15 protein-coding genes are annotated in these 19,857 nt (G+C 70.3%); 10 read left to right on the top strand and 5 right to left on the bottom strand.

Going from position 1 to position 19,857, the window contains the following annotated elements; all coding sequences use genetic code 11:
- Positions 1–68 precede the first annotated feature (68 nt).
- Positions 69–1,259 (bottom strand): leucine-rich repeat domain-containing protein, encoded by a 1,191-nt coding sequence (locus PPSIR1_RS09355; RefSeq protein ID WP_157595366.1) that lies wholly within the window; start codon positions 1,257–1,259, stop codon positions 69–71.
- 232 nt (positions 1,260–1,491) lie between these two features.
- Between PPSIR1_RS09355 and PPSIR1_RS09350 the strand changes: the two genes are divergently transcribed.
- The 3 genes from PPSIR1_RS09350 to PPSIR1_RS09340 all read left to right on the top strand — a co-directional run bounded on the left by PPSIR1_RS09350 (position 1,492) and on the right by PPSIR1_RS09340 (position 5,298).
- Positions 1,492–3,648 (top strand): M3 family metallopeptidase, encoded by a 2,157-nt coding sequence (locus PPSIR1_RS09350; RefSeq protein ID WP_006970786.1) that lies wholly within the window; start codon positions 1,492–1,494, stop codon positions 3,646–3,648.
- 74 nt (positions 3,649–3,722) lie between these two features.
- The gene (locus PPSIR1_RS09345) at positions 3,723–4,448 is read left to right on the top strand and encodes an AIM24 family protein (RefSeq protein ID WP_086001169.1); all 726 of its coding nucleotides are present in this window, start codon (positions 3,723–3,725) and stop codon (positions 4,446–4,448) included.
- Positions 4,449–4,629: 181 nt separating this feature from the next.
- A complete protein-coding gene (locus PPSIR1_RS09340; RefSeq protein WP_006970784.1) occupies positions 4,630–5,298 on the top strand; it encodes a hypothetical protein in 669 nt (222 codons plus the stop codon).
- A gap of 10 nt (positions 5,299–5,308) precedes the next feature.
- Here PPSIR1_RS09340 and PPSIR1_RS09335 read toward each other — a convergent pair whose 3' ends face one another.
- Both PPSIR1_RS09335 and PPSIR1_RS09330 read right to left on the bottom strand, forming a co-directional pair.
- Positions 5,309–5,650, bottom strand: coding sequence for a hypothetical protein (locus PPSIR1_RS09335; protein ID WP_045115715.1), 342 nt, complete (start codon positions 5,648–5,650; stop codon positions 5,309–5,311).
- A gap of 55 nt (positions 5,651–5,705) precedes the next feature.
- A complete protein-coding gene (locus PPSIR1_RS09330) occupies positions 5,706–7,391 on the bottom strand; it encodes a M28 family peptidase (protein WP_198154483.1) in 1,686 nt (561 codons plus the stop codon).
- 237 nt (positions 7,392–7,628) lie between these two features.
- Here PPSIR1_RS09330 and PPSIR1_RS50720 point away from each other — a divergent pair, with 237 nt between their 5' ends.
- The 7 genes from PPSIR1_RS50720 to PPSIR1_RS42270 all read left to right on the top strand — a co-directional run bounded on the left by PPSIR1_RS50720 (position 7,629) and on the right by PPSIR1_RS42270 (position 15,937).
- On the top strand, positions 7,629–8,138 hold the full coding sequence (locus tag PPSIR1_RS50720; protein ID WP_086001167.1) for an RNA recognition motif domain-containing protein: 510 nt from the start codon (positions 7,629–7,631) through the stop codon (positions 8,136–8,138).
- 446 nt (positions 8,139–8,584) lie between these two features.
- Positions 8,585–9,208 (top strand): hypothetical protein, encoded by a 624-nt coding sequence (locus tag PPSIR1_RS09320; protein WP_157595365.1) that lies wholly within the window; start codon positions 8,585–8,587, stop codon positions 9,206–9,208.
- 101 nt (positions 9,209–9,309) lie between these two features.
- The gene (locus tag PPSIR1_RS09315) at positions 9,310–11,070 is read left to right on the top strand and encodes a DUF1592 domain-containing protein (RefSeq protein WP_006970779.1); all 1,761 of its coding nucleotides are present in this window, start codon (positions 9,310–9,312) and stop codon (positions 11,068–11,070) included.
- 80 nt (positions 11,071–11,150) lie between these two features.
- Positions 11,151–12,551, top strand: a complete 1,401-nt coding sequence (locus PPSIR1_RS09310) for a DUF1552 domain-containing protein (protein WP_006970778.1) — start codon at positions 11,151–11,153, stop codon at positions 12,549–12,551.
- 14 nt (positions 12,552–12,565) lie between these two features.
- Positions 12,566–13,171, top strand: coding sequence for a hypothetical protein (locus PPSIR1_RS09305; RefSeq protein ID WP_157595364.1), 606 nt, complete (start codon positions 12,566–12,568; stop codon positions 13,169–13,171).
- A gap of 143 nt (positions 13,172–13,314) precedes the next feature.
- Entirely contained in the window at positions 13,315–14,805 is a 1,491-nt protein-coding gene (locus PPSIR1_RS09300) for a nuclear transport factor 2 family protein (protein WP_006970776.1), read from the top strand.
- An 88-nt stretch (positions 14,806–14,893) separates the two neighbouring features.
- Positions 14,894–15,937 carry a DUF4349 domain-containing protein gene (locus PPSIR1_RS42270; RefSeq protein ID WP_053335336.1) on the top strand — a complete coding sequence of 348 codons (1,044 nt, stop codon included), beginning with the start codon at positions 14,894–14,896 and terminating at the stop codon, positions 15,935–15,937.
- A 32-nt stretch (positions 15,938–15,969) separates the two neighbouring features.
- Here the strand turns inward: PPSIR1_RS42270 and PPSIR1_RS09290 are convergent, their stop codons facing one another.
- Together PPSIR1_RS09290 and PPSIR1_RS09285 are read right to left on the bottom strand one after the other, a co-directional pair.
- Positions 15,970–18,141 (bottom strand): M4 family metallopeptidase, encoded by a 2,172-nt coding sequence (locus tag PPSIR1_RS09290; protein WP_006970774.1) that lies wholly within the window; start codon positions 18,139–18,141, stop codon positions 15,970–15,972.
- A 450-nt stretch (positions 18,142–18,591) separates the two neighbouring features.
- Positions 18,592–19,788, bottom strand: a complete 1,197-nt coding sequence (locus tag PPSIR1_RS09285) for a hypothetical protein (RefSeq protein WP_157595363.1) — start codon at positions 19,786–19,788, stop codon at positions 18,592–18,594.
- Positions 19,789–19,857: the final 69 nt, after the last annotated feature.

The raw sequence follows: 19,857 nt of genomic DNA, 5'->3' as shown, positions 1-19,857 counted from the left end.
CGCGGTGCGTCACGGCGACGACGCTACCGCGTTCTCGCTGGAGCTGTCGAGCAGGGGGGCGAGCAGGCTCAGCCGCGCTTGGCCTTGCGCTCCCGCTCCCACGCGTCGTCGAGCACGAGGGTGAAGGGCATCACCGCCTCGAGCTCGCTGATCTGCTTGGAGCTCAGCGGGGTGCCGCGCAGGTCCAGGGTCCGCAGCCCGGTCATCTTGCGCAGGGTCGCGGTGGTCTTGATCGGCGTGTTGGCCAGGTTGAGGGTCTCGAGGCGCTCGAGGCCGAGGAGCGGGCGAAGATCGCTGACCTCGGTGTTGGACAGCGACAGGATCTCGAGGCGGCTGAGCTGGGACAGGGAGCGGACGCTGCGGACCGAGGTGTTGTCGAGGCGAATCACGGTGAGCTTCTCGAGCTCGGATAGGGGGCTCAGGTCGCGGACGCTGGTGTCGGCCAGGTCGAGCACGGCCAGCTCGCTCATGTCGCTCAGCGGCCCGAGGTTGCGGACGTTGCTCGAGCTCGCCAGGACCTTGCGCAGCTTGGTCGCCCGGCGCAGCGGCGAGAGGTCCTCGACCCCCGTGCCCCGGACGTCGAGCAAGAGCAGGTCCTCGTAGCCCGACACCGGGCCGAGGTCGACGACGTGGGTGTCCCACAAGATCAGGTTCTCGACGTACTCGAGGTCCTCGATGAGCTCGAGGTCCGCGAGCAAGGTGCCGCCAAAGTCCACGTTGCGCAGCCCGGTGACGCCCTCGAGGGCCTGAGCGATCTCGTCTTGGGTCGCGCCCTGCTCGATCTTGGTGATCGACGGGCCAGTGAGGTCGTAGGCGTCGACGTCGACGTTGGCCTGGACCAGGGGCGAGTCGTGCTCGACCTCTTCGATCTTGTCGGCGCGGCCGTAGTCGGGGAGCAAGGAGAAGTCGAGGGGCGGATTGACCGAGGGATCAAATTCAGGCTCAGGCTCGGCTCCGAGCTTCGCGTCCGCCGCAGGACCCTGGGCGACGGCCCCGTCCATGTCGAACTGGAAGGCGTCGGGGACCGGCGGCGGATCGTCGTCGACGGCAGCCTGCGCCAGCTCCGCCGCCGAGGGATCGGGCTCCGCAGAGCTCGGGGTCGTGTCCGTATTCGCGGTTACACCCGTCGGCCCCTCGGCTTCGCCGGGGGTGGGGGCGCTCGTGGAGCGAGCGGTCGCCGGGTCGGCGCAAGCGACCAGGAGGGCGCACAGACACAGAAAACGCGGGTTGCTCGGGGCGGTCGATGGAGTTCGCGGCATGGTCGTGATCGGCGCTTCGACCCAACGACAAACTAGCGTGAATGGTTGAGGAAGCACGCGCTTTCTCGGTAGCGAGGGACTGAGCGAGGTTCCGCCGCAGGTCCGCCTCGGGTGCGTCCGATCTCACCTCGGGCCCGGCTCGAGCCCGCCTCCGGAAAGGGCGGTGATGTACCCGAAAGTGGTAGAGTCCGCGCTTCCTGGGCCCGCGCGGCCCCGCCAACCCGAGAACACCATGCGCAGCTCGTCCTTCGTCCTCGCCCTCGCCTCCGCCGTCTCGATCGTGGCTTGCTCTCACAGCACGAGCACGCAGACCCAGCCCGACCTGAGCCCCACGAGCGAGACCGCGCCCCGCACCGACTCCGACAACCCCATGCTGACCAAGAGCACGCTGCAGTACGAGGCCCCCGACTACTCCAAGGTCGAGCTGGCGCACTTCCGCCCCGCCTTCGACCAGGGCATGGAGGAGCAGGCCGCCGAGATCCAGGCGATCGCCACCAGCGAGGAGCCGCCGACCTTCGAGAACACCATCGTCGCCATGGAGCGCAGCGGGGCCATCCTCGACCGCGCCACGAGCGTGTTCTTCAGCATGAGCGGCACGGTGTCCAACGACGAGATCCGCGCGCTCGAGGCCGAGTACGCCCCCAAGTTCTCGGCCCACTACGACTCCATCAACCTCGACGCCGCGCTCTTCGCCCGGGTCGAGGCCGTCTACCAGGCCCGCGAGTCGCTCTCGGGCGAGGACCTGCGCCTGGTCGAAAAAATCTACACCCGCTTCGTGCGCGCCGGCGCCAAGCTCGACGAGGGGGTCAAGACCGAGATCCGGGCCATCAACTCGGAGATGTCCGAGCTGACCACCAAGTTCAGCCAGAACGTGCTCGCGTCCACGGAAAAGGGGGCGGTGCTCGTCGACGACGAGGCCCAGCTCGCGGGCCTGAGCGAGTCTCAGATCGCCGGCCTGGGCGCGGCGGCGAAGGCCGCGGGCCACGACGGCAAGTTCCTCATCAGCTTGCTCAACACGACCCGCCACCCGCTGCTCTCGAGCCTCGAGAACCGGGAGCTGCGCGAGCGCCTGTGGAAAGCCTCGTCGACCCGCGGGGTCGCGGACAACGGGCCGGTGCTCCTGCGCATCGTGGCCCTGCGCGCGCGCAAGGCCAAGCTGCTCGGCTACGAGACCTGGGCCGACTACGTGCTCGCCGAGCAGATGGCCCAAAAGCCCGCCGCGGTCCTCAAGATCCTCGACGACCTCGCGCCCCAGGTCGCCGACAAGACCAAGGCCGAGGCCAAGGAGATCCAAAAGGCCATCAAGGCCGACGGGAAGAAGTTCGAGCTCCAGCCCTGGGACTGGTTCTATTACGCCGAGAAGGTCCGGACCAAGAAATTCGACCTCGACGAGGCCCAGGTCCGCGCCTACTTCGAGCTCGAGCGCGTGCGCAACGACGGGCTGTTCTTCACCATGGAGCAGCTGTTCGGCATCACCTTCAAAGAGCGCGACGACCTGCCCACCTACCACCCGGACGTGCGCACCTTCGAGGTCTTCGACGAGGACGGCAGCTCCATCGGGCTGTTCTACGCCGACTACTTCGCCCGCGAGGGCAAGCGCGGCGGGGCGTGGATGAACGCCATCGTCGGCCAGAGCAAGCTGCTCGGGCGCAAGCCGGTCATCGTCAACTGCCTCAACATCCCCAAGCCCGCCGAGGGCGAGCCGGCGCTGCTGACCTTCGACGAGGTCCAGACCATGTTCCACGAGATGGGCCACGGCGTGCACGGCCTGTTCTCGGACGCGACCTACCCGACCCTCGCGGGCACCTCGGTGCCGCGGGACTACGTCGAGTTCCCCTCGCAGTTCGAGGAGGACTGGGCCATCGACCCCAAGGTCCTGGGCAACTTCGCCAAGCACTACCAGACCGGCGAGGCCATCCCGCCCGAGCTGCTGACCAAGCTGCTCGACTCGCGCAAGTTCAACCAGGGCTTCGACAGCGCCGAGTACCTCGGCTCGGCCCTGCTCGACATGGAGTGGCACCTGCTCGCCGACGGTGAGCAGGTCACCGCGGTCACCGACGTCGAGGCCTTCGAGCGCGCCGCCCTCGACAAGCACGGCCTGCTCATGGCCGCCGTGCCCCCGCGCTACAAGTCGCCCTACTTCTCGCACACCTTCGCGGGGGGCTACTCGGCCGGCTACTACGCCTACCTGTGGACCGAGGTCCTGGCCGCCGACGCCTTCGCCTACATGGGCACGCAGGGCGGCCTGACCCGGGCCAACGGCGACCTGTTCCGCGAGAAAATTCTCAGCCGCGGGAACACCATCGAGCCCATGGAGCAGTACGTCAACTACCGCGGTCAAGAGCCCTCGGTGGACGCCCTGCTGCGCCGCCGCGGCCTCATCGAGTAGGGCAGTCGAGTAGGGCACCCAGGGGCGCGGCAGCGCGCCTAGAATAAAACTCCGCAGGGGTTGTACGCTGAGCCGTGCAACCCCTGCCGCCGTCTGAAGCCCCGCATGGTTCCGCCCTCGTCGCCGCGCCGTCGAGCACGGTCCCGGTGCCGCAGACGCCCTGGAACGACAGCTACCAGCTCCACGGCAACATCGCCCAGACCATCGAGCTGAGCCTCGACGAGGGCCAGTCGATGTGGGCGAGCAAGGGCGCGCTGATCTGCTACGACGACAGCATCGAGTGGAGCCTGGAGATCCCGGGCAACTCGCTGTCGCGCATGCTCTCGGGCGAGGGCCTGACGATGACGCGGGTCACGGCCAAGCGCCCCGGGGCCAAGGTCGTGCTCGGGGCCAACGACACCGGCAAGATCGCCGCCTGGGACCTGAGCTGGGGCCCGGTGACCTGCACCCCAGGGGCCTTCCTCGCCGCCGTCGGCGGCGTGCAGATCGACGTCACGGCGGCCCGCCGCGCCGGCGCGGCCTTCTTTGGCGGCGCCGGGCTGTTGCTGCAGAAAATCTCGGGCCGCGGCCTGGTGTTCATCCACGGCAAGGGCGACTTCATCCAGCGCGATCTGGCTGCGGGCGAGCGCCTGCTCGTGTCCACCGGCAACCTCGCGGCCTACGGCTCCGAGGTCGACTACGGCGTGGTCGGGGTCGGCGGGCTGTTCAAGATGTTGTTCGCCCGAGAGGGCGTGTTCATGACGCAGCTGACCGGGCCGGGGCGCGTGCTGCTCCAGACCCTCAAGCGCGTGCACGTGTGAGCCTAGGTCGCGGCGCGCTCGCGCCCCATCGGAGGGTGAGCCTGCTCGGCGGGTGAGGTGAAGGGGTGCGCGTTGGGGTCAATTCCAACCTCGCGGAGAGTTGGCAACGCGTGACTGGCGATGCACCTTCTCCTCCAACCGCGGCGCTGCGCCGCGTCTGGACCCAAGCTGGGAGCTAGCGATGTTCATCAAGGGGAGCTTCTTCGCGGCGCGCCGCGATCACCTGATCCGCGAGTTCGGAGACTTCGCGTGGCTGCGCCTCGAGAACCAGCTGCGGGCCGAGTCGTCCCTGTTCCGCGGGCCCATCCAGTCGTCGACGCTGGTGCCCTTCGACGACTACGTGCGCTTCCAGGAGGCGTGGCTCGAGCGCTTTTACGCCGGGGATGAGCGCGAGTACTGGAAGATGGGCGCGACCCTCGGCCGGTGGGCGCTCGAGCGCGGGCCCTACCGTCACCTGCTCGCGTCTTCGGGGGAGTCGGGGAGCTACGGCCCGGCCGCGGAGCGGCGCCGCTTGACCCGGATCCTCGGGCGCCTGTGGCGGGTCTACTCGGACGCGGGCGAGCTCGACGTCGGGGGCGCGGACGGGACCTTCGAGGTCGAGATCCTCGACGTGCCGCGCTGGCACCGGAGCATCGAGTACACGGCCATGGGCTTCGCCCAGACCGCGATCGAGACGGCCACGGGGCGCAAGGTCCAGGTCCTCCGCCTGCGCGGCGCGGCCGAGGGCCACGTGGGCTGCCGCTACCGCTTCGAGCTCGGCGAGCTGCTCCTCGACGACGGCGCGGTCGAGCTGCGCGAGCACGCCGACAGCGACGCCGTGACCCGCCCCGCGCGGATTTTGCCCCGCTGAGATGCCCTGTTCAGGTCTCGTCGGCGCGCTTGGGCGGCGGCGTCATCAAGACCATCGGCCCGAGCAGCACCGCGAAGAAGACCACGGCGTAGCACAGGACCAAGACGATGCTGTCCCACTGCCCGACGACCGCCCCGGCCTGGTCGAGGCAGTAGAGGGTCATCTGCGTGCCCTCGCCGTGGTCGGTGTAGGCGACGCTCTCTTCGAAGCTCGGCGTGCTGCCCTCGGGGCACAAGTACCTCGCCGGGATCTTCAGCAGGCCGCGGGCAAAGGCGACGAGCGCCCCGCACACAACACCGGTGACGATGCCGGCCTTGGCCGCCGCGCTGCCGAGTCTCGACTCGCCTGACACCGCTCGAATGTGCCTTTGGACGGCGTTCTCATCAAGGGCTGGAGTCCAGCCTCGGTCAGCGCTTGCCCGCGAATTCACTCTCGGGCTTGTAGCGCGGGGTCGCGTCGGGCTGCCCGAGCTGGCGGATCAGCGCGACGACCAGCTGCGCGTCCTGGAGCGCGCCCTCGAAGCTCCAGGTCGGGTCGAACTCGTCCGCAGGGGTGTGGTAGCGCTCGCGCATCCCCGCCCCGAGGGCGTCGCCGGCCGCCGTGCCGCCCTCGACCATGTCGAGGCTGCTGTGGAAGTAGAGCGCGGGCACGCCGGCGAGGGCGAAGGGGAAGTGGTCCGAGCGATAGAAGCCGCCCGAGGCCGGGTGGCGGTCGGGGATGACGGCGCGGCCCTGCTCCCCGGCGAGGGCGACCACGCGCTCTTCCAGGGTGGTCTGGCCCCAGCCGACGATCTCGACGGCGCGGGTCTGGCCGAACACGTTCATGCTGTCGATGTTGATCACCGCGACCACGTCGTCGAGGGGCAGGGTCGGGTTGGCGACGAAGTAGCGCGAGCCGAGCAGGCCCTGCTCCTCGGCGGTGGTCGCCAGGAACACGGCGGAGCGGGGCAGGGCCTCGCCGGCGAGCTGGTCGGCGCGCAGCTGCGCGGCCACGCCGAGCATGCCCGCGATGCCGCTCGCGTTGTCCACGGCGCCGTTGTAGATGCCGTCCTCGCCGGCCGCGAGCTTGTCGGCGTCGGTGCCCATGTGGTCCCAGTGGGCGGTCACGAACACGGCCTCGTCGGCGTGCTCGGGGTCGGAGCCGGGCAGGCGGCCGAGCACGTTGACGTCGGCGATCTGGCGCTCGCTCGTGCGCAGCTCGCCGCGCAGGCGCACGCCCAGGGGCGCCGCGGCGAACTCGGGGGCCATGGCTTGGGCGTGCCACTGCTCGAGGCTCGCGCCCTGGGCCTTGGCGAGGGCGTCTGTCGCCCCGGCGGAGATCCACCCGCGCAGATCCAGGGCCGGGGGCGGCTGGCCCTCGCCGTCGAGGACGTGGAAGCGCTCGCCCGAGTAGCTGGTGGTCGGCACGTTCCAGCCGTAGGAGGCGGGGGCGTCCTCGTGGATGACCAGGCAGCCCGCGGCCCCGGCCTCGAGGGCGCGCTCGAACTTGTAGGTCCAGCGCCCGTAGTAGGTCATCGCGGGGCCCCCGAAGCGCCCGTCCTCCGTGGGCGGATCGCCGACGAAGGCGAGCACGACCTTGCCGCGCACGTCGACGCCCGCGTAGTCGTCCCAGTCGTACTCGGGCGCGCTCACGCCGTAGCCCACGAACACGAGCTCGGCGTCGAGGCTGCGTGCGGTCCCCGCAGCGAAGCTGGTCCCGACCCAGTCCTGGGCGAAGGCGAAGGCTCCGGCCGCGCCGCCCGCAGACACGATCTCGAGCCGGGAGGCCGCACGGTCCAGGCTCACGCCGCGCAAGCTCACCGCCTGGGTCCAGCCGCCGCCGTCGCCCGCCGGCTCGAGGCCGATCGCCTCCATGGCGGCGACGAGCTCACCGACGGCCTGGGCGGCGCCCTCGCTGCCCGGCAAGCGCCCGCCGAGCTCGTCGCGGGAGAAACTCTCCGTGAAGCTACGTAGGAAAGCGACGCTCAGGGCGGGCCCGGAGCCCGGGTCGGCGGCCTCCTGAGGGCCCGGTTCGGCCGCCGAGCTCGCGCCCGCGGGGTGGCATGCGGCGAGGAAGGGCAGGGCTAGCGAAGCAAAGCGAAGGCTGCGAACCATGGCTCGGCATAGCATGATGGCGTTTTAGCGGCGTTTGTGAATCTGCTCACAAACGTTCCCCGTGCAAAGTCCGGCGTTCGCGGATACCAAGGGCCAGATTCGAGGCTGTGCCTTCGACATTCGCCGAAACGGTGAGCGTGTCGAGCGAGACGAAGGCAACTTAGCCGAGCCCAACCCATTCATCCAAGACGCCGCCGCGTTTGAGCGCGCGAGCGGTGCACACGAAGCGAAATTTCCATGTCGAACAAACTATTCGTTGGTGGCATCAGCTGGGGTACTGACGACGATGGTCTCCGTGCAGCCTTTGAAGAGATCGGTCCCGTCGTCGAGGCGAAGGTGATCCTAGACCGGGACACCGGACGCTCGCGCGGCTTCGGCTTCGTCACCATGGGTGACGCAGACGCTGCCAAAGAGGCGATCGAGAAGATGAACGGCGCCATCGTTGACGGCCGCGCGATCCGAGTTAACGAGGCCAACGAGCGCGGTGGCGGTGGCGGCGGCGGCCGCGGCGGCGGCGGCGGTGGTCGCGGCGGCGGTGGCGGCGGCTACGGCGGCGGTGGCGGCGGCTACGGCGGCGGCGGCGGTGGTCGCGGCGGCGGTGGCGGTGGCTACGGCGGCGGCGGCGGCGGTGGTCGCGGCGGTCGCGGCGGCGGCGGCGGCGGTGGTCGCGGCGGTCGCGGAGGCGGCGGTGGCGGCTACGGCGGTGGCGGTGGCGGTGGCGGTGGCTACGGCGGCGGCCGCTACTAGTTCATAGAGCCCTGAGAGCATGGGTCATGGACCCATCGAACCTGGCGCCCCTGCTTCGTGCAGCGGGCGCTGTTTCATTGGGGCGAGGAGAGCAGGCAGGACTCGGCGTCGAGGGGGAAGCTCGAGGTCGACCCACTGAGAACCATGCCTCTCCATTGGCGAGGGGGTGCACGTGGTGCGTGCTGAGCTCCTTCGGCGGCGGACGTGGTGCAGGGCTATGTTCGGCCTGCTAGCGCATCAGGTGCCTTCGCTGGACGAGTGGCATCGGGGGGGGAGTGCGAGAGGAGCCCGTTTCGAACGCTGCCTGTGCGCGAATGAGCGTCGCCGATCAGCCTACCGAGCCTAGCAGCCGCCCACGGGTTCAGCGCCAGCTGAGTCCGTGGACGATGCTTTCGTGGATCATGGGTCCCGGCGCGGCCGGGGTGGGCGACTGCTAGGCTCGATGGGTGAGCCCCTCGTGTCCGCGTTCGCTCGTGCCCCTGGCCCTCGCGGCGGGAGCGTGCGCGGGCGAGGACCTCACGGCTCCAGAGCTCGTCGAGGCCCACTTCGAGAGCCCCACCGTGGTCGTGCTGCAGTTCAGCGAGGCCCTCGGCCCCGTCGACGAGGTCGACCCGAGCGCTCACTTCCGCCTCGGCACCGCCATGGTCGTCGAGCTCGAGGACAGCTCGATCCACACCATCTACTACGACCTCGCCCACCACTTCGACGACGGCTTGCCCGGGGCCCCGCCGCCCTCGGTGCTGAGCGAGGAGGGCTTTCGCCACGGCTTCACCAACGTGGTCCGGGTCGAGGCGGGGGCGAGCGCCGACGAGCTGCGCTTGTCGTTGAGCTACCCCCTCGAGGTGGAGGTGTGTGACGCGATCGCCGAGGCCGAGGCCCAGGGCATCCCCGTCGGGCTGCACTTGCACTACAGCCAGGCGAGCCGGCCGCGCATCGAAGACCTGAGCGGCAACGCCCTGGAGGACATCGGCGCGTGGTGGGTCTCGGGCTTCTTCGCCGAGGCCCAGGACGGCGAGTGGCCGCTGCTGGAGTCGCGGCTGAACATCCCTTGCCCGTCAGACCCGCTGTGAACGTGAGCGCCTCCGCGCGCACAAAGATGCAGATCGCCGTGTAACGCCGTGAGCGGTCCGGGAATGGAGGGGGCGAGCCCCCCGGGCTCCCCCCCCGAACCATGGCTTCCCACTCGAGCAAGACCTCACCCGTCGGCTGGAGCCTCGCGCTGACCCTCTGCTTTGGAGCCGCGGCCGTGACCGCCGCGGGCTGCAACGAAGCAGAGCCCGAGCCAGGCCCGGCCCCCGCTGAACTCGTCCCCGACGCGGCCCCGCTCGCGCGGCTCACGGCCGAGCAGTATCGCAACACGATTCGCGATCTGCTGCCGACCGTGAACTCCGGCCACATCACCTTCCCGGTCGAGCTGGAGGGGCGCGGCGGCTTCGAGAACAACGCGGCCTTCAACACCGCGACGCCGGCCCTGGTCGAGGCCTACCAGCGCGCCGCTCGGCACGTGGCGAGCGCGGCCATGGAGGACATCGACGCCATGCTCGGCTGCGAGTCCCTCGAGGAGGGCTGCGCCCGGGGTTGGCTGCCCGGCTTCGCCGAGCTGGCCTGGCGCCGGCCCCTGACCCAGGCCGAGCTCGACACGCTCCTGGCCAACTTCGACAGCTGGCAGGGCAGCCACGGCACCGACGTCGCCGTCGAGCTGTCCCTGAGCTACCTGCTGCAGAGCGCCGAGTTCCTGTACTTCCCGCGCTTTGGTACCGAGACGGTCATCGAGGGCACCGACGCCGTCCCGCTCACGGACTACGAGCTGGCCTCGCGCCTGTCCTACTTCCTGTGGAACTCCATGCCGGACGCCGAGCTCCTGGACCTGGCCCGGGAGGGGCGGCTCCAAGATCGCCAGGTGCTCGCCGACCAGGCCTTCCGCATGCTCGGCGACTACCGGGCCATCGACATGGTGGTCAGCTTCCACCGCCAAAACTGGGACTTCGACGACGTCGGCTCGAACCCCATCGACCTCGACTACTACGCGCCGGTGTTCGAGGCCATGGGCCTCGAGGCCGAGGACGACAAGTCCGACTACTACTACCTCGAGTACTCGCCCGGGGCGCGCTTCGAGTCCGACGTGTTCGTGGCCCAGCACGTGTTCCACGGCGAGGGCACCCTCGAGGCCCTGCTGACCTCGAACAAGGCCTGGGTGACCCCGGACGTCGCGCGCCTGGCCTACCAGCAGGAGGTCGACGACTCGCTCGCGCCGATCACCTGGGGCGGCCTGGTCGCGGGCGAGGGCAACGACGAGATCGGGGTGTGGACCACGGAGTACTACCCCATCGAGCTCGACCCGATGCAGCGCGCCGGCCTGTTCACCATGGCGGGCTTTTTGTCGGCCAAGGCCGGACCCCAGCAGCCCGCCCCCGTGCGCCGCGGGGTGACCATCCTCGATCGCCTGATGTGCATCGAGCTGGTGCCCCCGGGCGACGTCCCGCCCCTCGAGGAGGCCGAGGCCCTCGAGCCCAAGACCAACCGCGACAAGTACGCGATCCACTCCCAGAGTGAGGCCTGCGCCGGCTGCCACGACTCCATCGACGGCATCGGCTTCACCTTCGAGAACTACGACTCCCTGGGCCGGTGGCGCGACACCGACAACGGCTACCCCGTGGACGCGACCGGTCAGCTCCTGGGTACGGACCAGGACGGCCCGGTCAACGACGCCGTCGAGCTGATGACCAAGATGGGCCAGAGCCGGGCGGTGCACGATTGCTACACCAAGCAATGGTTCCGCTACGCCTTCGGCCGCAACGAGGCGGCCGCGGACGTCGAGACGGTGCTGGCCATGCAGGAGGGCTTTTGGAGCTCGGGCGGCGACATCCGCCTGCTGATCGTGAACCTGGCGGGCTCCTACTCCTTCCGCCACCGGAGGGCCCAGGGACTATGAATGAATCCATGGTCCCTGACTATTTTAGCCGTCGTGGACGAAGCCACGCCCTCCCTGCCCCACGTCCACGACTCAAGCACATGTTGAACCGACGACGCTTCTTGACCGCCCTGGGCCTGGCCTCGGGCAGCCTCTTCCTCCCCTCCCTCGCCCGCCGGGTCCGCGGCGCGCCTGGGGACCCGCCGACCCGGCTGATCGTCATCGTCTCGCAGCACGGGGGCTGGATGCCGACCTGGGCCATGAACCCGGCCGGCAACCCCGCCGACGCGGTCTGGCAGCACGACCTGACGGCGATGAGCCAGGCCGAGTTCAGCCCCTCGCTGGCGCCCCTGTTCCCCTACGCCGATCGCACGATCGCCATCGAGGGCCTGTCCATGGTCTCCGGCGACATCGACCCGGCCGGGGTCCTGCGCCACGAGATCGGCCAGATCCACACGCTCACGGGCAACGAGGTCGAGATGGTCGCGGGCTTGCCGATCGGCAAGAGCCCGTCCATCGACCAGCTCGTCGCCAACCACATCGCGCGCCCCGATCGCCTGCGCTCCCTCGAGGTCAGCATCGGCGACATCTGCCCGGTGGTGAACTACCGCGACCGGCTCCAGCCCCTGCTGGGCGAGAACCGCATGCCGGTCATCCACGAGCGCCTGTTCGGCCTGGTCAACGGCGGCGCCGGGGGCTCGCCCGCCCTCGTCGAGCAGGGCAAGGTGATGACCATGGTCGACGAGCGCTACGCGGCGCTGTCGAGCCGGCTGTCCACGGAGGACCAGCAAAAGGTCGAGGTCCACCGCGACCTGCTCTCGGACCTGCGCGGGCAGGTCGACGGGCTGATGGCCGCGAGCTGCGAGGTGCCCGAGCTCCAGCCGGTGTCCGACTACAACGACGAGTGGGCCGCGACGGTCAGCATGCTGACCGCGGCGCTGTCCTGCGACCTGCTGCGCGTCGCGACCTTGAACCTCGCAACGGTCCCGGGCAACCAGCTGGGCATCGCGGGCGACGACGTCCACGACGGCTACGCGCACCAGCTGGCCACGAGCGACGCCGCGGTCCAGGTGATGACGGACTACACCGCCTACCACAGCACCCAGGTCGCCCAGCTGCTCGCGGCCCTCGACGCCATCCCCGAGGGCGACGGGACCATGCTCGACAACACCCTGGTGCTGTGGACCAGCGAGCTCGCCGACGGCATCCACGGCTTCGATCGCATGCCCATCTGCCTGTTCGGCGGCCAGACCTGGCAGACCGGCCGCTACATCCACTACCCCTCGGACGTGCCCTACGAGGCCTGGGTGTGGGACGGCGTCCGCCGCTCGTCCTCGGGGCGGCCGCACCAAAAGCTGCTGTCGAGCATCCTGCGCGGCTTCGGCGTGCCCGACCCCGACACCGGCGAGCAGTGGAGCGCCATGCCGATCACCGAGCTGTCCGGCAAGGACGGGGCCAAGATCGACTGCACCGGCGTCCTCGACGAGCTGTGGAACCCGTGATGGTGGAGGACGAGATGACGACGACGCGAACGCTACCGTTGACGCTGGGCCTGGGCGCCGCGCTGCTGGTCAGCCTGGGGCTGAGCGCCTGCGGCGAGGCCGTGCCCATGGCCACCTTCGAGACCGAGGGCTGGATCGACACCATGCCTCCGAACGCGCCGGGCTCCCACCCGGGCTTCGCCGACCAGGGCGAGGGCGAGGGGGAGTGGGAGGACGAGGACGACGAGGGCGAGGAGGAAGAGGGCGGCGACTTCTCCGGGTGGGCGCTGTGGGGCGCCTACGAAAACGGCCAGCTCACCGATCCCGTGGCGGAGTACTACGCCGAGGTAGGCGGCCAGGAGATGTGCTCCATGCTCATCGAGGTCCCGAGCGTGCAGCCCCTCGACAGCTGCGCCGAGTGCACCAACGCCTGGGAGTTCCAGTTCGGCGCGGCCGAGGAAGAGATCAACGTCGACGGGGCCTGCCAGGACCCCGGGCCCGGGGACGTGAGCGGCACGACCATCCGCCTGGGCTGGGCCGGCGACGTCGCCTTCCTGGAGGTCGACGGCAGCTGGGTCGAGGCCGGCGAGGCCTTCCTCGAGGACGGCGAGCTGGGCATCGAGTGGGGCTCCTCCGAATGATCCGGAACCCGTGCGTGCCCGTGGTGGTGACGGGGCGATGACGGGCGGCGGAGCGCGGCAGCGACTCCGCCGTGTTTGCGCGTGAGCGTAGGTGCTTGGCGCGGGTGGTCTGGCCTGCGAAGCTGGGCCTCGCAGGAGCGCCCATGACCGCGACCGTCCCCCCCAAGCTCACCCTCCTCGCCCTCCTGACCGGCGCCTCGCTGATGGCCGCCTGCGACCCCGAGCCCGCCGCCGAAGCGGGCAAGGAGGCGGGCGAGCAGGTCGAGGCGCCCAATCAGGCGGAGGCGCCCAAGCCCGAGCCGGTGACCAAAGAGGAGGCCCGGGCGGTGTTCGACGCGTGGCACGAGTCGCAGCTCAACGAGGACTTCGAGGCCTACTCCAAGGTCTTCGCCGCGGACTTCGAGGGCATCAAGCGGACCGGACGCGTGGAGAAGACCCTGGCCCGCGAGGCGTGGCTGGCCGCGCGCGAAAAGTCCTTCGAGAAGGGCTACTCGATCACCGCGACCGGCGTGAGCATCAAGGCGGGGCAGGGCGAGCACGAGGGCCAGATGATCGTTCGCTTCACCCAGCGCTGGGCGACGCGGACCTTCGCCGACGTCGGGCCCAAGGAGCTGCGCATCGCCCGGGCGGCCCCCGGCGCCGAGCCGCTGATCGTCCACGAGGAGATGCTCTCGTCCCGGGTGACCCGGCGAAAGGGTCGGGCCGACACGCCGCTGGCGGTGTTGAAGATTGGGCCCACGCACTACGCGGTGCTCGGGGTCGGCAGCGAGGGCTGGGTCGACCGCAAGGCCGAGCCGACCATGCTCAACGACGCCACCGTGACCAAGGCGCTGTCGAAGGCCAAGCTGGGCAAGGCGGCGAAGGGCTGGATCGGGCGGGAGCTCGACGTCGAGGGCCCCGGCGGGCAGCGCTGCCGGACCAGCGTGGGCGACTTCGACGCCCTGGCGGTGATCGGCCGGGCTTCGGGGGTCGAGGAGGCCGACTCGGGCTTGATGAAGATCTACGACGCTGGCGGCACGCCCACGCCGGAGCAGATGGCCAAGGCGATGTGGAAGGCGACCAAGGGCGACCTCTACCTCGTCGGGCGCCTCGACGGCTGCCGCGGAGACCTGGCGCTGCCCATCGACGAGAAGGCGGACGCGGGCGTGGTCGACTTTGCCACGGGCGACGCGATCGAGCCGGCGCTGGCGACGAAGGTGCAGGCGGCCTTCGAGGCGCTGCCGACCTACGTCGAGGATCAGGCGGACTGGGTGGCGACGGGCAAGGAGTACGGGGAGCCGCGCGAGGCGGGGAGCCAGTGGGACGACGAGGCGAGGAAGGTGGACCAGCTGTGGACGGACGGGAAGGACAAATTCGTGTTCCACGCGGTGTCGGTGGGGGAAGGCTGCGGGGAGTGGAGCGCGACCCAGTGGGCCATGTGGAAGGTGGGGGACGGCGACGCGCTCGAGCTGATCAGCAGCGGGCGCGAGGGGGCGGGGGCCTCGGGGATGGATCCCATCGAGCCGCTTCGGTTGATCCGCTGGCACGAGACCTATTGGGTGCGGACCGGGGATGAGCTCTACGAGATTCAGCCGGCGGGCGGGGCGATGGTGATCAGCGCGACGGAGCCGGTGTTCCTCGGGTGTACTTGCTGAGGTCTCGAAGCCCGTAGGTCTGCGCACGCGAGATTCCCAAACCAAGGCAAAACCCCAGCCGACCCCGCCCGTTGCGGTAGCATCGATCATGCCTTCCCGTCGCTGGCTGTCCCTGCTCCGAACTTTCCTCGTGGGCGTCCTCGCGGCGCTCCCCCTCGCGACCCTCGCGTGCGCCGAGCTGTCGGTGAACCGCTCTCAGGTGGTCGTCGCGGGCCTGGCGATGTGCCCGGTCGGGTCGGACGGCTGCCCGTGCACCTCCGGCGGCGGCTGCGACCCGGGGCTGTACTGCGACGGGGGCATCTGCGTCGGTAGCGGCGGGCCCAGCTACGACTTCGAGGACGACGACGCCGAGATGATCGTGCTCGAGCCCGCGTCCGCGCCCGAGCGGACCATGGCGGTCGAGAGCATCAGCCTCGAGCGCAGCCGCGGTCGCCGGCGCCCGGCTCGAAAGCGCAAGGCCAAGCGCTCGGCCAAGTTCGAGTCGAACGCGTCCGCGGCTGGGGAGGCCGCCGACATGGGGGCGCCCGCGCCCACGCCGAGCGCCGAACCGAGCGCCGAGGGCTCCGAGCAAAACGCCACCGAGGCCGTCGCCGAGGCCGGCCCGCGCCAGGTCATCTACACCGCCGGGCTCGAGATCGCCGTCTACGAGCGCGACGCGGCCATGGGGGTCGCCGAGTCCGTCCCCGAGCGCTACGGCGGCTGGATCGCCTCGCGCTACGACTACCAGATCACCCTGCGCGTCCCCGCCGAGCACCTGTTCCCCGTCATGGAGGAGCTGTCGGAGCTCGGCGTGGTCCTCGATCGCTCCTTGCTCGCCGAGGACGTGACCGCCGAATTCACCGACCTCGAGGGGCGCATCCGCATCCTCGAGGAGATGGTCGCGGCCCTCGAGGCCCTGCTCGAGCGGGCGACCAGCGTCGAGCAGGCCCTGGAGATCCGCCGCGCCCTCGACCGCCTGCGCCTCGAGCTCGCGTCCGCGAAGGCGCGCATGCGCGAGCTCAGCGAGGCCATCGACTTCTCGACCTTGATCCTCGACCTCGTCCCGCGCGGCCCCCTCGAGGCCCTGCCCACGAGCAACGACCCCTTCCCCTGGGTCGACGCCATGGGCGTCGAGGTGACCGAGTACCGATGAGCTGACCGCCCCGCGGGCGCGAGGCTGGGGCTTTAGTGGGTGCGGAGCCGGAAGAAGAGCTGCTCGCCCGGGGTGAACTGGGCGGCTTGCTCGCAGCCCTGGACGTCGAGCTCGCCCCGGTAGTCGGTCCAGTTCACGAGGTCGGGGGAGGTCTGCAGCAGGCAGTCGGTGGTCCACGAGACCTGGATCTGGCCCATGACGACGGCGATTTGCGGGGTGCCGCAGAAGTCCTCGACGTCGACGCAGTCCGGCGCGTTGGGGTCGTCGTCGCAAAACACGATCGCGCAGTCGTTGATGACCCCGTCGCCGCAGACCTCTGCGGCCCCGGGGAAGCGGGCGGCGTCGGTGTCGTCGCAGTCGCCCCCGACGTCGACGTGGCCGGGGGGCTGCTCGCAGGCCTCCATGCCGGCCTGCGTGTCGCCAAAGCCGTCCATGTCGGAGTCGGGGAACCATGTCGGGCACGCGCCGACGCCCACGGCCTCCCAGGCCGCCTCGACGGCGGCGAGGTGTTCTCCGCCGAGATCGATGGCCGCGGAGCGCCACGCCTGGCGGCTGTCGGCGTAGTCGCTGCTCGGGGCGGTGTAGACGGTCATCGCCCGGTAGCCGATCTGGGCCGCGGCGGCGCGACCGATCCCGGTGAGGTCGTACGCGATCCCGTCGTTGTTGCCCGCGCCGCCTTCGCTGAGGAAGTAGAAGAACTGGTTTTGGACGCCAGAGTTGGTGTGTACGCCGCCAAAGTCGAAGGCGCCCTCGCTGGTGTCGGCCCAGTTGTTCCCGCCATAGCGCGTGGGGTCGCCGAAGGCGGCGGGGTCCCGCATGTCGCGGAAGGGGGACCCCCTGTCCTCGCCCAGGAGCCAGTCTGCGGAGCCTGGGCTGAACGCGGGGTAGCTGGCTGCGTCGTCGGGCTGCGTGGCGAATTCGACCAGGGCGCCAAAGATGTCCGCGAAGGACTCGTCGAGCGCGCCCGACTCACCCTGGTAGATGAGCCCGGCGGTGCTGTTGACGACGGCGTGGGTGTACTCGTGGCCGACGATGTCCGTCGTGCCCAGGGGGGAGTCGCCGGGCGCGGGGACGGTCACGAGGATGAGGTCGGCCGGGGCATAGCCCGGGAGGAAGAAGGCGTTGGTGTTTGGGGGGCCGAAGCAGTCGTTGGGGAAGCGAACGACCATCCTCGGCACCTTGGCCGGGGCCCAGCCGTGGGTCGTCTGGAAGTAGTCGACGGTGTCGAGGAGGTTGGCGAAGCCCGACAGCCCGAAGGGGTCGCTCGCGCCCCACATGCTCGTGGGCTCGTTGATGCACTCGGGCTCGAAGCTCCCGCAGTCCACGGCGTCGTGGACGGACAGCCCGCTGTCTTGGTTGAAGAGGTGGTGGGTGCTGGTCATGTCCCCGCGCCAGCCCGTGCGCTCGACGGTTCCGCCGCCCTCACCGGCGAGCCGCTGCCCCGTGATGGTCGCCGGCTCGCCGGGCTCGGGCTCCAGGCCCTCTCGGGCGGCGCTCACGGCCACGAGCAGAGAGTCGTCGTGAGCGTCGACGACGTAGCGGCGCCATAGCAGGTCGCCCGCGCTCATGTCGAAGGCGTAGGCGAGGCGCGGCCCGCCCTCGGTCACGTGGACCACGAGCTCGAGCGAGCTCGCGGCGCCCACCAACCCAGGGTGGGCCTGATCAAAGTCGACCTGAGCGGCGGCCTCGGCGTTGTCCGAGCTCGAGGTCGGCGTGACGTCGACGCCGGACACGGGGAAGAGGTGGCCGTTGAGCTCGTAGGCCCTGTCGCTCCCGTCGAAGTGGACGATCAGTTGAGAGCCGGAGACGACGACCCCCGCGTAGTGGTGGGTGAGGCGGACGTGGGTGAAGCCGAGGGCGTCGGACCCGACGAAGGCGACCTCGAAGGTGTGCTCTACCCCCAGGCCATAGAGGGGGCGGAGGGCTTCGGCGACGGCGAGGGCGGCGTCCTCGAGGTTGTCTGGGTCCTCGAACTCGGCGTCCTCGCAGTCTTCGGCGGTGAGGCGCAGGTCCTCCCCCCGGACGACGCGAGGGACGGCGCTGTCGATGTTCCAGGCGACCTCGAGCTCGCTGAACTCGGTGCACTCGGGGTCGGACTGCATCATGTCGGGGTCGGGACCGGGGCCGGTCTCGGCGTCGGTATCGGTCTCGGTATCGGCCTCGTCGCCGACCTCGTCGTCGGTCCCGGTCTCGTCCTCCGTCATCCCCGACTCCGCGGCGGGGGCCTGCGACGTGCACCCGATAGCGAGGCACAAGAGCACGGCGGGAACGAGTATTTGATGGTTACCTGGGTATCGCTCAATCATCTCTTGCATCTCTACGGTTCCAGACTCGAGTTCGCAGACGAGCGAGCCATCAAGCTATTCGTTTAGCGAAGAATGATTGTCAACTGGCGCGATCAATTACGCATTGAGCAAGAAGTCACCGAGGCCCACCTGCCGCTTGGCCGCCGTCGTGGGCGACGCCGCGCCCTCCCTGCTCCACGTCCACGACTCAGGGACTGTCAACGAATCCACGCCCCCGCGAGCGGGGGCGACCACGAGCCTTCTCCCAGGTGCGAACCCCATTGCCCACCAAGCCAAAGCGGAGGGGCGGATAGCGACGAAGCGCCCCCGGTCCCCAGTTCCCTGTGGGGGGGGACAGAACACAGCAGGTCAGAGCGTGAGCTCGAGGAGCAGGGCGCCGCGCAGGGTCCGGGCCTCGCCGCCGCGGGCGGGATAGATGTCGACGCTGCCGACCAGGCCGAGGATCGACCAACGGGCGGACCACAGCGCGCGCACCCCAGGGCGGGGCTCGGGCAGGACGAGCACGGGGGCCCCGACGCCGAGGCTGACCGAGGGGATGAAGTAGGGCGAGTCGGGGCTGGCCACCTCGAGGGCGGGGACGACGAGCAGCTCCTCGATGGCGTCGCCCTCGACGGCGGCCGAGGCCACGGTGAGGTAGGGCCCCGCGAGCTCGTAGCCGGCGCGCAGGCGCGGGCGGATCTGCGGGCCAAAGCCGACCCCGCCAGCGGCCACGGGGCCGTGGGACCAGCGGCGATGCTCGACGCTCACCGAGCGGAGCGAGTCGGCGGGCAGGCGGCGGCGGAGGTGATGGCGACCGCGCGAGCGCAGGCTCTGGTGGTCCCGCAAGCGCAGGCGCGGGAAGTGGACGAAGGGCGCGCGGACCTGGACCTCGGCGCTCGCTCCCGGGGCGATGGGCGTCTCGACGGGGTCGGCGCGCAGGTGCTCGGGCTCGAGGTCGAAGTCGATGCTCGTGTAGTGGGGGCTGGCGAAGGGGTGGCGGGCGACGCCGGCGGGGGTGGTGCAGTGGCCTCCGCGGTAGCGCTCGAGGTCGAGGACGAGGGTGACCTCGACCTCGACGCGCCCCGCATCGTCCGCGCTGAGGGCGACGCGATCGGGGAGGATGTAGCCGTCCTCGTCGACGGTCGCGGCGGCGCCCCGGCGGTCTCGGAGTCCGTCGATGGTGGTGGGGACCTCGACCCCGTTCACGGCCACGCGCAGGGACGCGATGGCCTCGCTGGTCTCAAACTCCATGGAGCCGCTGGCGGGGGTGCCGGCCTGACCCGCGTAGCTGTGGCGCGCTCGCCAGGTGCAGCGGGTGAGCCGGTAGCCGGCGCGTTCGCAGTCGAGGTCGAGGGCTTCGTCGACGAGCTCCAGCCCCGCGCCGGGCTCCCAGCTCGGGCGCGGGACGTGCTCGTAGGTGCTCAGGAAGGGCTTGCAGGCTCGGGCGGTCGAGGGCGCGAGGCCGATGGCCAGCGCGCAGGCGAGGGCGGCCCGGCGGAGGGCAGTGCCGCTTCTGCAGAGCGTGTCGCGCGTCACCGCGGCACGGAGCCAAGAGCTGCGTGGCATCGCATCCCATGCTAGCCCAAAAATAAGCGTGTTCGGAGCAAAGCGAGCCCCCCGCACGAGTCCGAGTAG

Source organism: Plesiocystis pacifica SIR-1 (genome assembly GCF_000170895.1).
Lineage (GTDB): Bacteria > Myxococcota_A > Polyangia > Nannocystales > Nannocystaceae > Plesiocystis > Plesiocystis pacifica.
The sequence above is the reverse complement of the archived record's forward strand: the minus strand, read 5'-3'. Positions and strand labels throughout refer to the sequence as shown.

Excerpts from the sequence above, each read along its gene's own strand:
- PPSIR1_RS09355 (WP_157595366.1), bottom strand. The coding sequence starts at position 1,259 with ATGCCGCGAACTCCATCGACCGCCCCGAGCAACCCGCGTTTTCTGTGT.
- PPSIR1_RS09350 (WP_006970786.1), top strand. The coding sequence starts at position 1,492 with ATGCGCAGCTCGTCCTTCGTCCTCGCCCTCGCCTCCGCCGTCTCGATC.
- PPSIR1_RS09340 (WP_006970784.1), top strand. The coding sequence starts at position 4,630 with ATGTTCATCAAGGGGAGCTTCTTCGCGGCGCGCCGCGATCACCTGATC.
- PPSIR1_RS09330 (WP_198154483.1), bottom strand. The coding sequence starts at position 7,391 with ATGGTTCGCAGCCTTCGCTTTGCTTCGCTAGCCCTGCCCTTCCTCGCC.
- PPSIR1_RS50720 (WP_086001167.1), top strand. The coding sequence starts at position 7,629 with ATGTCGAACAAACTATTCGTTGGTGGCATCAGCTGGGGTACTGACGAC.
- PPSIR1_RS09315 (WP_006970779.1), top strand. The coding sequence starts at position 9,310 with ATGGCTTCCCACTCGAGCAAGACCTCACCCGTCGGCTGGAGCCTCGCG.
- PPSIR1_RS09310 (WP_006970778.1), top strand. The coding sequence starts at position 11,151 with ATGTTGAACCGACGACGCTTCTTGACCGCCCTGGGCCTGGCCTCGGGC.
- PPSIR1_RS09305 (WP_157595364.1), top strand. The coding sequence starts at position 12,566 with ATGACGACGACGCGAACGCTACCGTTGACGCTGGGCCTGGGCGCCGCG.
- PPSIR1_RS09300 (WP_006970776.1), top strand. The coding sequence starts at position 13,315 with ATGACCGCGACCGTCCCCCCCAAGCTCACCCTCCTCGCCCTCCTGACC.
- PPSIR1_RS42270 (WP_053335336.1), top strand. The coding sequence starts at position 14,894 with ATGCCTTCCCGTCGCTGGCTGTCCCTGCTCCGAACTTTCCTCGTGGGC.
- PPSIR1_RS09290 (WP_006970774.1), bottom strand. The coding sequence starts at position 18,141 with ATGACGGAGGACGAGACCGGGACCGACGACGAGGTCGGCGACGAGGCC.
- PPSIR1_RS09285 (WP_157595363.1), bottom strand. The coding sequence starts at position 19,788 with ATGCCACGCAGCTCTTGGCTCCGTGCCGCGGTGACGCGCGACACGCTC.